The sequence below is a fragment of the Paenibacillus sp. FSL R5-0912 genome (assembly GCF_000758605.1).
In the GTDB taxonomy this organism is placed as follows: Bacteria; Bacillota; Bacilli; order Paenibacillales; family Paenibacillaceae; genus Paenibacillus_AQ.
In genome coordinates, this window is the sequence record NZ_CP009282.1 from 6,836,621 (window position 1) to 6,849,644 (window position 13,024).

At 55.7% G+C, this 13,024-nt stretch carries 7 protein-coding genes; 2 read left to right on the forward strand and 5 right to left on the reverse strand.

Going from position 1 to position 13,024, the window contains the following annotated elements:
- The first annotated feature begins 312 nt into the window (after positions 1-312).
- Complete coding sequence (locus tag R50912_RS28880; protein WP_042239788.1) at positions 313-2,646, forward strand: helix-turn-helix domain-containing protein; 2,334 nt, start codon at positions 313-315, stop codon at positions 2,644-2,646.
- 556 nt (positions 2,647-3,202) lie between these two features.
- On the forward strand, positions 3,203-3,781 hold the full coding sequence (locus tag R50912_RS35400; protein ID WP_156123397.1) for a hypothetical protein: 579 nt from the start codon (positions 3,203-3,205) through the stop codon (positions 3,779-3,781).
- Between the two features lie 71 nt (positions 3,782-3,852).
- Here the strand turns inward: R50912_RS35400 and R50912_RS28885 are convergent, their stop codons facing one another.
- From R50912_RS28885 to R50912_RS28905, 5 genes are all read right to left on the reverse strand, one after another.
- The gene (locus tag R50912_RS28885) at positions 3,853-4,869 is read right to left on the reverse strand and encodes a glycoside hydrolase family 130 protein (RefSeq protein ID WP_042239790.1); all 1,017 of its coding nucleotides are present in this window, start codon (positions 4,867-4,869) and stop codon (positions 3,853-3,855) included.
- Positions 4,870-4,871: 2 nt separating this feature from the next.
- A complete protein-coding gene (locus R50912_RS28890; protein ID WP_042239791.1) occupies positions 4,872-8,081 on the reverse strand; it encodes an alpha-mannosidase in 3,210 nt (1,069 codons plus the stop codon).
- 3 nt (positions 8,082-8,084) lie between these two features.
- Positions 8,085-10,388, reverse strand: a complete 2,304-nt coding sequence (locus R50912_RS28895; RefSeq protein WP_042243561.1) for a glycoside hydrolase family 3 N-terminal domain-containing protein — start codon at positions 10,386-10,388, stop codon at positions 8,085-8,087.
- 66 nt (positions 10,389-10,454) lie between these two features.
- Positions 10,455-12,065 carry an extracellular solute-binding protein gene (locus tag R50912_RS28900; protein WP_042239793.1) on the reverse strand — a complete coding sequence of 537 codons (1,611 nt, stop codon included), beginning with the start codon at positions 12,063-12,065 and terminating at the stop codon, positions 10,455-10,457.
- A gap of 38 nt (positions 12,066-12,103) precedes the next feature.
- Complete coding sequence (locus R50912_RS28905) at positions 12,104-13,015, reverse strand: carbohydrate ABC transporter permease (RefSeq protein WP_042239795.1); 912 nt, start codon at positions 13,013-13,015, stop codon at positions 12,104-12,106.
- Positions 13,016-13,024: the final 9 nt, after the last annotated feature.

Here is a 13,024-nt window from a genome sequence, read left to right on the forward strand (position 1 = left end):
GAAATAGAAGGATCATTTATAACGTGAAGATATAAATTCTTATATTTCAAGTAGAAACGGCTTTGCCGTCCTGAAGAAGACGGTGCCGGTTCTGGCGGAAATATAAGGATGCTAGGTCCAGGGAAAAGTATCGACCCTTTTATTTTAAGAAACCTGAGACGCTACTCCATTCTAAAGATTATAATGTTATAATGTTTATATTAGCATAGATGCAATCCGGAAGAGAACAGTGATTTATAATTCAAATATTTCTATAAAGATTTCTGTAAAGATTTCTAATCTGAATAATTTTAACACTGGAGGGTCCGCTTCATGGTAAATCAAGCAATCAAGCCATCCTTACTCAACCGCTTCCGGCTCAGCTGGAATCATTTCAAATCAAGGCTGCTGCTGAAATATGCATTTTCCTACATTCTCATGTTCCTGGTTCCTCTGACAGGTGTAACTATCTTTGTCTATGAAAACGCCGTCAAGGGCCTGCGTATGGAAATTGAACAATCCAATGTCAATCAGCTGAATCAGGTGAAGAGCACGATAGACGACCGTATGAATGAGCTTCAGGAAATAGCGGGAAGAATCGCCTATGACAAGCATCTGACTCCTTATATGGTGCGGCATCCCTACTACAGCCTGGAGGCCATTCAGGCACTGGCAAATTATAAGGCCAGCAGCAGCATTGCAGAGGATTTGTTTCTCTATTTCCATGAAGATTCCAACATTTATTCTTACCGGGGCCTGGCTGATCTTCATGTCACCTTCAGTACCCTCTATCAGTTCGAGCGCTGGAGCCCGGAGGACTTGCGGCAGGACTTGAATGAGACCCGGCAGCCGATGGTCCGTCCCGCCGAGAATGTGACGGTTAATTCCCGCATGGAGCCGATGCTCGCCATGCTTGTTCCCGTGAAACCGAATGACCCGTTCCCTTACGGGACAGTCGTCTATTTGATGAAGGAATCCAATCTTACGGGAGTCATGGATTCGATTCTGAGCGATTTCTCGGGAAGCAGCTATATTTTCGGCCCCTCCGGCGAGGTGCTGACCGCGAACAGTCACGGCGCCAGCCTTCCCCAGAACGAGCTTAAGAATATATCCGCACTTGAGCCGGGGATTCATAATCTGGTGCTGGACGGGGAACAGTACTCCGTCGTTTCTGTACAGTCGGAAGAAAATGGCTGGACCTACGTGACCACGATGCCCAGCTTCCAATTCTTCAGCCGTGTCGCCCATGTCCAGACCCTGATCCTGATCGTCTTCTGTATTGCAGTCATTACCGGCATAGCTGCCGCACTGCTGCTGGCCAAACGGCAGTATCATCCGATCCGGGACCTGATGGAATTCGCCAAGCTGCGAGGCAGTGGTAATGACACTTCCAAGCTTCGGAATGAATGGGAGTCGATCCGGCAGACACTTCATGATTACAGTGCCAGAATTGATCTTCAGGAGCCGTTCGTCCGCAATCAGTGCATGTTGCTGCTGCTCAAGCACGGCAAGCCGGATGATCCCGAAATTGAGCAGATGATCCTCAGTGCAGGCTTCAGGCATCCGCAGGGACAAGGCCTCTATTTCTCGGCCATTCTGTCTTGGGATGACGCCCCTGGCGGCAATTCCTGGCAGGAGCGCCATGTGCTGCAGGAGATGCTCAGCAATATCTGTCTGCCGGGACCGGGTGCTCAGATCTTCGGGATTGAATTCTCGGTCAAGGACCAGTTCGCCCTGATTATTTCACTCCCCGGCGATGAAGACCTGCCGGTTCAGAGCCGGATGGAGCAGGTTATTGAAGCGGTTCAAGCCGTGATCCGCGAGCATTCGCAGCTCTCTCTGAGTATCGGTGTCGGCATGGCCTACCGGGATTTGGCCCGGCTTAACCAGTCCTTCATCGAAGCTGCCGCAGCTCTGGAGCACCGGATGATCCGGCGCAGTGGACAGGTCACCTACTTCGAGCAACTGGCCGAGCTGAGTCTGCCTGCTGCCGAGAGCTTCTGGATTCCGCGCAAATCCATGCTGAAGCTGGAGCAGAGCCTGAAGCAGGGCAACGAATCCGTAGCCGTCCAGATGATTGCCGACACCATTGACACGATTAAGGATGAACCGCTTCAGGTTCACCTGCTGCGCTGTATCTGCTTTGATCTGCTGAACGCTTTTCTGCGCACCGCCTCCGAGCTTGGCATGGACGAGGTGTTCGCCAATATGCCGGAGCTGACCTCCTTCGAGACGCTGGAGGAGCTGGAGAGCCGCCTGCTCGCTCTCGCCGCTGCCATCTGCGCGCAGGTCGAGCGGAATACGGAGACCAACGAGTCTTCTTTAATGGACGATATTCTGGCTTATGTGGACCAGCAGTTCGCAGACTACACCCTCAGCCTGGAGCATGTGGCACTCAAATTTGCCATTTCAACCTCTTATTTAAGCCGGAGCTTCAAAGAGAAGACCGGCAGCAATTTCTCACAATATATCTGGCAGCGGCGTGTGGATGAGGTCATCCGGCTGTTGGTGAATACCAGCGCTCCGCTCAAGGAAATCATTGAGCAGGTGGGCTATCTGGATGCACCGAATTTCATCCGCAAGTTCAAAAAAGAAACCGGTCTGACGCCGGGGCAGTACCGCAAGGAACATACCTTGAAGGGGACTGCTGCGAAAAGACCGGTTTAAGCGGGCGGAGCTTCCGCCCGACCTGTCTGAATAGACTAAGCTTAAAGATTGTGGCATACAGCCAATCCTTCACCCTGTGAATAGTCGCACTTCCGGGCGGAGCTTCTTTGACCCCTGTGAACAGCAGACTTCCGGGCAGCGGCTGCTGCGCAGGAATTCCCTGGTGTCATCCACTTTTCGCGGCAGAAATCGGGTAACTTTGTATAAAATCCTGCACATAATGCAACATTGCCCTCATCCTATCCACCCGAACCCGGAATTGTTGCACAAAACGCAGGATTGTACCTATCTTAGACGGTTTAGCAGGGATATTCTTGCATTCTGTGTAACAATCCGCCCGTCCACCTGGCTATCTATGAACCGAAGCTGCAAAACGTGCAACATTTATGTCCATAGTGCCTATGATGTCTATGACGCCTATTAAGCAGTTCCATTCTGCCGGGAACGAGTCATGCGCCCGCTTCGCGCCAGCACATTATGTTCGGTTTTTCTGTGAAAATACTTCTGGCACAACCTGCGATAAACGCAAGGCCTACGTGGCGCACCCAGTCCAATTGTGTTCGGTTTTTCGATTACATTCGGCCTACGTGGCACACCCAGTCCAATTGTGTTCGGTTTTTCGATTACATTCGGCCTACGCGGCGCGTCCAGTCCAATTGTGTTCGGTTTTTCGATTACATTCGGCCTACGCGGCGCTCCCAGTCCAATTGTGTTCGGTTTTTCGATTACATTCGGCCTACGTGGCGCACCCAGTCCAATTGTGTTCGGTTTTTCGATTACATTCGGCCTACGCGGCGCTCCCAGTCCAATTGTGTTCGGTTTTCCGATTACATTCGGCCTACGCGGCGCTCCCAGTCCAATTGTGTTCGGTTTTCCGATTACATTTGGCTTACGTGGCGTACCCAGTCCAATTGTGTTCGGTTTTCCGATTACATTTGGCCTACGCGGTGCACCCAGTCCAATTGTGTTCGGTTTTCCGATTACATTCGGCCTACGCGGGGCGTCCAGTCCAATTGTGTTCGGTTTTCCGATTACATTTGGCTTACGCGGTGCACCCAGTCCAATTGTGTTCGGTTTTCCGATTACATTTGGCTTACGTGGCGTACCAGTCCAATTGTGTTCGGTTTTCCGTTAAAATATGTTAAATAAATAAAAAGACGATGTTCTGTTTTTCCATTCCACTTTTTTAAATCTGACGCTGAACAGTTACTTAGCTTCCTTAAGAATATGCTCTACCAGCTCATCCAGCGGCACGGTCGCGAGCGCAATCGCCGTGTCCGTTACCCCGTAATAAATGTAGAGCAGCCCGTCCTTGACCACGTTGCCGGTCGGGAAGATTACATTCGGAATCTGGAACCCGAATTTCTCATAGTAGGTCTCCGGCTCCATAATGAAATTATGCGTGCGGGCAATGATCTTCTCCGGCTGCTCCAGATCTAGCAGCATCGCTCCCACACGGTAGACAATATCCTCATCGACGCCGTGATAGAGCACCAGCCAGCCCTTGTCTGTACGGATTGGAGGCGTGGAGCCGCCGATCTTCCGCGACTCCCAAGACAGATTCCCGGCGGTGGCGAGCAGCTTGGGCTCCTCCCAGTTCACCAGATCCTCGGAGTAGGTAATCCACATGGCCGCCTTCTCGGTTCCGTAGGCTTCGCCCACATATTCCTCAGGACGGCGCAGCAGCACGAATTTTCCATTTATTTTCTCAGGAAACAGAATGTTGTCCCGGTCATTGATATCCAGTGGCGTCGTGTCCGCCACAAACTCCCAGTCCAGCAGATTGTCCGACTTCAGGATGGAGGAACGGGTCAGCCAGTGGCCCTCCTCTTCTCCCCAGCCATCCGGGTAGGTTGGAATAGAGCGCTCCGGGACGCCTGCCCCGGTAGGATAATAGCTCATGGCGCAGGGGCGCAGGGCGTAGTTCAAATAGAAGGTCCCGTCGATTTTGACAATCCGCGGGTCCTGCACGCTACCATACGGGAAACCGAGCATATCGGGCGTCACAATCGGCTCATCCTTCACATGGGTAAAGTTCACCCCGTCCTCGCTCGTAAGGAGGCCCAGGTAATTCTTGCACGGGGTCAGGGAACCGGCGGTGCGCTCAATCATATAGAATTTGCCGTTGTCGATGATGACCGCAGGATTGAAGACCGTAACCTTGCGCCATTCATAGCCGCCAGGGACGACTATAGGATTATTCGGATGTCTAGTGATTTGCATGTCTATTCCTCCTGCGAATAAGTTTCGTGATATAGTTTGACCGTCTGGACCTCATAGGGCCGGAAGGAGAGCGAAATCACGCCGCCGGAAGTCACCACGGAGCCTGTATCGCTCTCCAGCAGATTAACCTGCGAAGCGCGGATGTCTCCGTCCCTCCAGTCCAGTTCAGCCGTCTCTCTGCTGCCTGCGGATTCATACAGCCGGACAATAACTCCGCTGCCGTCCTCTGCACGCTTGATCGTATCCAGCATGACATGACGGCTCTGGAAAGCGAGCCAGGCATGAGTGCTTGGATAACGGCCTGCATGCGGCTCCTCGCTGACCACCTGCAAGGGGGCATTCAGCTCTGCCGCTTCGCGCACAACCCCAGCCTGACGCCATTCCCCGCCGTGCGGATACAGGGAATACGTAAATTCATGCTCACCCTGGTCCGCATAGCGGTCAGGCCAGCGCGGGGAGCGCAGCAGCGACAGGCGCAGCACCCCGTCATGAATGTCATAGCCGTATTTGCAGTCGTTCAGCAGACTGACGCCATAGCCGCCCTCGGACAGATCCGCCCAGCGATGGCCGCAGACCTCGAATTGCGCCTGCTCCCAACTGGTGTTGCGGTGCGTCGGACGCTCCAGTGACCCGAACGGAATTTCATACGTAGCCTTCGCGGCCACAATGTCGACCGGAAAAGCGACCTTCAGCAGCTTATGCTCCTCCCTCCAGCTGACCCGGGTCTGGAAGTCCACCCTGCGGCCTTGCATGGGCAGCGTAATCTCCTGCTCAATCAGGGATTCATTCAGCTGCCAGCGGAATTTCAGCACCGTCAGCACAGGGCCGCTGGTGACAACCTGCCGGTCCAGCAGCTTCGCCTTGCCCGCAGGCTGCTGTTCATAACGCGGGTCAAGATCCCAGGCATCCCACAACGGGGGAGTGTCATGATAGAACTGTAGCTGATTGCCGGTCTGGCCGGGCTGCAGCAGCTCCCGGCCTGCGCTTTTGTCAACCCAGCGGCTGATTTCACCGTCTTCGTTAAAGGTAAGAATGTAATGGTCCGTCTCCCATTGTTCGGGGAAACTATCTCGCGCAGTTAAGGGAGCAGCCTCCTGCCCGTGCCACCCGCCGACAGCATCTGCCTCCAGATCAGGGCGTATACCGGCAGGCGCAGCAGCCTCCCGCAGCCAGAAGGTCCGGCAGCCGAAGGCAGGGACCCTGCGGACCCGAACAGCCAGGATATAGCCGGCTCCGGCTGTGTTCCAGCATTCGCTCTCCAGCTGGCCGTCCTCATCGAACGCTTGCAGTGCCATCAGGCTGCAGCCTCCCTCCAGCCGGATCACCTCCGTCCGTTCCCAGCCCAGACTGTTGAAGACCACATAGGGACGGCCCTCACCCGCAGTATTCACTTCGCCTGCCAAGGCACGGAGCGAGGTATCCAGCACCTGCTGGCCCAGGCGGAAGATCTCCGCGTACTCCTCCCGCGAGGTGGTGTACACCTCGGGAATGGAGGTGCCGGGAATGATGTCATGGAACTGGTTGAGCAGCAGCAGCTTCCAGCCCTCGGCCAGCTCCTCCTGCGGCTTCACCAACTGCTTCCGCTCCTGCGCCGGTTGTACAGGCTCCGGATGATTATTCTTCTGCGCGAGCACACTCCAGATCTCCGCTTGACGGTATAAGACCTCCGCCTTGCGGTTGCTGCGCTTATTGAACGCATGGGTCGTGAAGGTGCCCCGGTGAAGCTCCAGATAGAGGTCGCCATGCCATGCCGGAAGCTCCGGCTGGCGCGAGCCGACTCCTGAGAAGAATGCCTCCGCCGTAGAGAATCGGCTGACCGGCTGGCCCGGCGCGAGATCGGTGCGGGCCACATATTCCAGCATCTCGTGGGTAACCCCGCCTCCGCCGTCGCCGTGGCCGTAGAGCAGCATCAGCTCCTCATGCTCTACCTTCAGGTCATAGGCCTGCCAGTGCTCCTGAACATCCTTCGGATGGGTATGCTCGTTCACCCCGTGGTTCTGATAGGCCACGATCTTCGTTCCGTCAATGCCGACCCAGTGGAACAGCGTATGCGGGAACGGGTTGGTATCATTCCAGCCGAGCTTGGTCGTCATGAAGTACTCAATTCCGGCCTGCTTCAAGAGCTGCGGCAGAGAAGCACAATAGCCGAAGGTATCCGGCAGCCATTCAATCGTGGAATGCTTGCCGAATTCCTCCATATAGAAGCCCTGGCCGTAGAGCATCTGCCGTACCAGTGATTCTCCGCCGGGGATGTTCAGATCCGGCTCCACCCACATGCCGCCGACCAGCTCCCAGCGCCCTTCGGCAATCCGTTCCTTAATCCGCCCGTACAGCTGCGGATAGTGCTCCTTGGCGAAGGCATACAGCTGGGGCTGGCTCTGGGAGTAACGGAACTCCGGATATTTATCCATCAGAGCGCAGACCGTGGAGAAGGTCCGGCTGACCTTGCGGACCGTCTCCCGGACCGGCCACAGCCAGGCGATATCGATATGCGACTGGCCCACCATGTGCATCGTCCCCGGGTGCAGCCCCGCAGAGCGTTCCGCCGCCGCTTCCGTCCGCAACTGCTGCTCCGCTGCAGTGACGGCATCGCCGTCAACGAGCAGCTCCTCCTTCATATAGAGCGTGTCCATCACCCGCTCCAACGCCTTCAGGCTGCGGATGCGGCGCATATCCCCCTCCGGCAGCAGCAGGGCTGCTTCATGCACGATTTTCACTGTATGCAGCAGGCTGAACACCGACGGGTTCACCCGCACCAGCGTGATTTCAATCTCTGTAAGCGGCGGCTTGATCACCGCCTGGCGGTTCAGCGGGTCCTCCGGCTCAGGCACCGGATCATACAGCTCAATCTCCAGCTGAAGCTCTCCTCCCGCAGTACCGGGCGGCAGCGGAATGAACCAGTGATTGCTGTCCAGGCCATGGTAGGGTGCTCCATTAATCTTCAAAAGGCCTTCCCCGCGCCCCAGATAGAGCAGCGCGGCTTCTTCCGGCGCCCAGTCTCCCGGAACCGTGATCTCCCGCTGAAGGAAATACGTGGTTCCATAACCGCCGTCCAGCCGTGAAATGCTGTAATTCAGGTGAAGCTCCTCTTCATGTTCATAGTTCCCCGGAGTAAGATAGCGGGACCTCTGCATACTCCATTCCGCAAGCTCTATCTTCTCTGCCCACTGCCGCTTGGCCAGCCACAAGGTGAACCGGTTCATACGCTTCATGGCTCAGCTCTCCTCCCTCACATGGAGCGGTGCCGTCAAGTACTCTACGGAGTGCGGACCTGCCATCACCGCGAATTCTCCCGCTTCCACGATCCGCGTTAAATCCGCAGATACATACTCCAGCTGCTCCCGGCCCACGCTGAACGTCACCGTCTGCGTGTCTCCCGGCTGGAGGCTGATCTTGCGGAAGCCCTTGAGCTGCTTCTCGGGACGGGTAATGGAGGAGGCCAGATCGGAAATATACAGCTGGACCACCTCGCTCCCCGCCCGGTCTCCGGAATTGGTCACATCCACGGAGACAAGCGCCTGCCCGTCCGCAGATATCACGGAAGGCTCCACCTTCAGGTTACTGTATGCAAATTCGCTGTAGCTGAGGCCGTAGCCGAACGGATACTCGGCATGGAAGTCCGTCTCCAGATACCGTTTGCCTCTGGTCCGCCGTTTATAGTAATAGACCGGAAGCTGACCCACATGCTTCGGAATACTGATCGTCAGCCGCCCGGAAGGGTTCACCTCGCCGAAGAGAATATCGGCAATGGCATGCCCGCCTTCCTGGCCCGGATACCAGGCCTCCAGAATGGCATCAGCATGCTCTACAATCCATGGCTCGGCAATCGGACGCCCGTTGATGTAGACCACAATCAGCGGCTTGCCCAGCTTATGAATCTCCTGTGCCAGCTCAAGCTGTACGCCCATCAGATTCAGCGTGGCCCGGTCGATGCCCTCGCCGCATTCCATATCGCTCCAGGAATGCTCAGTCACGACTGAAGCACCGGTAAGCAGATCGATTGTGCCTTCCCCGAAATCTCTGGCACTGGAGCCGCCAATCGCCAGCACAACGGCATCAGCCTCTGCGGCACAGGCCAGCGCATGGGCGAAGCCTTCCCGGGAATCGCCCTTAATCCGGCAGCCGTGTGCATACAGCACCTTGTCCGCACTGCCGCCCAACGCCTGCCGGATTCCCTCAAGCACAGTGACAATCGCGCCTTTGGGCTGCGGCGAGGTATAGTCGCCCAGCTGGTTATACGGCGCATCCGCATTGGGTCCGATTACCGCAAGCTTCGGAATCTGCTTGCTCAGCGGCAGCGTTCCGTTCTCGTTCTTCAGTAGAATGATGCTCTCTCCGGCGATCCGCCGCGCCAGCTCCCGGTGCTCCGGCTTGCCGATCGTCTGCCCGGCCTGCTCAGGATCGGCGTAGGGACGGTCGAACAGCCCGAGCTTGAACTTCAGCTCCAGAATCCGGGCGGCCGCGCGGTCCAGATCGGACTCCTGCAGCCGTCCATGCTCGATAGCGGCCGCGATGTGCTTCTCGAACATTTCGCCCGACATCTCCATATCGATGCCGGCGAGGAGCGCCTGGGCCACTGCCGTCTCCCCGCTACCCGCGGTGTTATGCCCGCTTGTCAGCATCCCCAGCGCTCCGCAATCCGTGATCACGAAGCCCTCGAAGCCCCACTGCTCTCGCAGCACATCCTGCAGCAGATAACGATTCGTCGTGCAGGGCACGCCGTCAATCTCGTTATAGGCTGTCATAATGGACAGCGCTCCGGCCTCCACCGCTTTGCGGAAGGGCAGCAGATCGACTTCATGCAGCTCCCGGAGTCCCATATGCACAGGCGCTGAATTCCGCCCGCCTTCCGAGCTGCCATAGGCGGCGAAATGCTTCAGGGTCGCCATCACGGAATCCTCCGCATCCAGCCGTTCTCCCTGCAATCCCTTCACCGCCTCCACGCCCATCACGGCGATGAGATAAGGATCTTCACCAAACGTCTCCTCCGTACGCCCCCAGCGCGGATCACGCACTACATCCAGCACCGGCGAATAGGTGGCCGCTCCGCCCTGGCTGCGGGTCTCCAGTGCCACTGCCCGGCACATCTCCCGGTACAGCTCCGGATTCCACATGCTGCCCAGAGCCAGCGGAACCGGAAATACGGTCGCGCCGATCGCCATATGTCCGTGTGAGCACTCCTCCCCGAACAGAATGGGAATCCCCAGCCGGCTCTCCTTCATCGCGTAGGCCTGAATGGCATTCACCGCCTCTGCTCCTTGCTTCGGGGACAGGCCCGTCTCCAGGGTAACGCCGGTCCACGGGTCTGCACGCAGCGTTCCATACAAGGAACCGACACCTCCGGCTGCAACCTGGCGCTTGAAAGCTTCTGTCATACCTGTAGTTCCGTCAGGGTGCTTCTCATAGCACTGCCAGCCGAAAGGCTGGACTAATTGTCCAGCCTTCTCTCCAAGGGTCATGCGCTGCAGCAGGTCCTGTACCCGATCGGTCACAGGGCGCGCTTTATCCTTATAGATCATTTTTACAGCACCTTTCTGCATTTAGACATTCATACCGCTCTTTAGCGGCACAACAGCGGATGAAATTTAGTTGGTTTTCCAGCGGTCATAAGCAGCCTGGTTGATCTCGGCTACACGCTCTCCGCCCATTTTCTTAACCGTCGCCACATAATTATCCCACCCCGTAAGCGGCTCGGCTCCGGTAATGAACTTCGCTTCCATCTGCTTCACATACGTGCTCAGATCCGAATTCAGGCTGCTGATCTCGGTCTGTTCTTCCACGGTGAGGAACAGGGCCGGGAACGGAATCCGTGCGCCTTTATCCAGTAGCTTCTGCTTGGTCTCCTGTTCTACCCAGAGGTCAAAGTCTGTCTTCAGTCCCTTGTTGATATCATCCATGGACAGAGTTGGCGCAGGAATACCGTAGTTAGGCGTCAGCGTGGCCCGGTAATCTTCCATTTCCTTGCCGTCTGGTACAGGCAGGTATTGCTTGACCCGGTTGTCTTTGTCGGTGTATTCCCAGAGAACACCCTCCGGCCCTTTATTGAAGTACAAGGCACCTTCATAGGAGTAGAGATAATCTACCCAGCGCAGTGAGGCCTCCGGCTCCGGATTGCTGTTCGTAATGGCAAAAGCGCCGGTTGTAATCCCTCTGTTCTTGGCAATCGCCGGCGCATCCACCGATTCGCTGCGGACTGGCGCAAACATCGGATCAGACGTCGAAGGCTCTCCGCCCTTGGTCATATAAGCATGCCAGTCGGAGAAGAGAGCGACGCGGTTGTTCTGCGCTTTGGCCTTCTTCTGCTCCGCTGTCTGCGAGAAGCTCTCATGATCCAGCAGCTCCTCGGACCACAGGCGGTTCATATAAGTCAGATACTCCTTGTAGCCTTCTTCCAGCGGTGTATAATGCACCTTATCCGCATCGTCTACATAAATTTCCTCCTCATAGATTCCGAAGGCTCCCAGCAGCCAGGTACGGATATCGCGGAGGTTCGCAGCGGCTGTCGTAACTGAGGAAATCGGAAGTTCATCAGCAATGCCATTGCCGTTCGGATCTTCCTCCTTCACACGCTTCAGATAGGTATACAGCTCCTCTGTTGTTTCGGGAAGCTTGTCAATATTGAGCGCCTTCAGGAAATCCCCGTTATACCACATCGGGTTGCGGTACCAGTGCTGGCTGAATTCCACCACCGGCAAGGAATAGATATGCCCGTCCGGGGCTGTGATCGATTTGCGGACATCCGGGTACTCCTCCAGCAGCGCTTTGAAGTTCGGGGCATACTCTTCGATCAGGTCCTCCAGAGGGATCAGGATACCCTGCTCTCCATAATTCATCTGTTCTGCAGTCGTCAGACCCGCTGCGTAGAAGATATCCGGGTAATCCCCGCTGGCAAACACCAGGTTCTTCTTCGTCTCGAAGCTGTCCTTCGGCGCGTTCTTATATTCCATAGTAATGCCGGACATCTCCTGCATCTGCTGGAGCACCGCCATATTCTCCCAGTTCTGAATTCCTACATCCGGCGCTGTGAGCGTCAGTGTTACGGGCTGATTCACAATCGGAAAGCCTTCCTTGTTCACAGTAACTTCGCCGCTGCTGTTATTCTTGGCCCCTTCGTTTGAATTGCCGCAGCCTGCCAGCAACGTCAGGATCATAGCCGAAGACAGCAGAAGCTTCCATGGTTTACGTGTGGTTTGCATTGATAATTCCTCCCTTATGTTCATTACATTTTAACCGCTTAGCCTTTAACTGAGCCAATCATGACGCCTTGAACAAAATAACGCTGCAGGAACGGATAGACAGCCACGATGGGTAGCGTAGAGACGACAATAACTCCATATTTGATCAGCGATGCCGTTTCTGCCTTATTATTCATGGCGATCGCCACCTCGCCGTTGATCGCAGCGCCCGTGGTTTCGGCCGACATTTCCTGAAGGACAAGGATCTGGCGCAGCACCATCTGCAGCGGATACTTGGCTTCATCATTCAAATAGATCAGGGACGGGAAATAGCTGTTCCAGTGGCCTACCCCGTAGAACAGGGCCATAACGGCAATAATCGGTGCGGACAGCGGCAAAATAATACGGATGAACAGCCCCAGGTTCGTAGAGCCGTCAATGTGCGCCGCCTCCTGCAATTCCTTCGGGATGGTCGTCTGGAAAAAGGTGCGGGCTACGACGATGTTCCAGACCGAAGCGGCCACCGGCAGAATCAATGCGCCCATACTGTTGATGAGGCCCAGGTTCTTGACCAGCAGATACGTCGGCACGAGTCCGCCGCTGAAGAACATCGTGAACAGAATGATACCCATAAACAGCTGGCGTCCGACAAAGTCAGATCTGCTGAGCGCATAGGAGGCCGGCAGCGTAACCGCGAGATTGAGCAGGGTGCCCGCCACCGTGTAAATAATGGTATTCAAGTAACCATTCCATATCTTAGGGTTCTCAAAAACAAGCTTGTAGCCGTCCAGTGTCACGTTCTTCGGGAACAGCCACATGGCTCCCGAATTGACATCCTGCGGCGAACTGATCGAAGCGCTGAGAATATAGACCAGCGGATAGAGAACAACCAGCAGGGCAAGGCACAGATAAATATAGGTGCTGATCAGAAACAGCTTGTCTCCCCTTGACTCTTTCATAGCAGTAACCAAAGACTTCAA

Excerpts from the sequence above, each read along its gene's own strand:
- R50912_RS28880 (WP_042239788.1), top strand. The coding sequence starts at position 313 with ATGGTAAATCAAGCAATCAAGCCATCCTTACTCAACCGCTTCCGGCTC.
- R50912_RS28890 (WP_042239791.1), bottom strand. The coding sequence starts at position 8,081 with ATGAAGCGTATGAACCGGTTCACCTTGTGGCTGGCCAAGCGGCAGTGG.
- R50912_RS28900 (WP_042239793.1), bottom strand. The coding sequence starts at position 12,065 with ATGCAAACCACACGTAAACCATGGAAGCTTCTGCTGTCTTCGGCTATG.
- R50912_RS28885 (WP_042239790.1), bottom strand. The coding sequence starts at position 4,869 with ATGCAAATCACTAGACATCCGAATAATCCTATAGTCGTCCCTGGCGGC.
- R50912_RS28895 (WP_042243561.1), bottom strand. The coding sequence starts at position 10,388 with ATGATCTATAAGGATAAAGCGCGCCCTGTGACCGATCGGGTACAGGAC.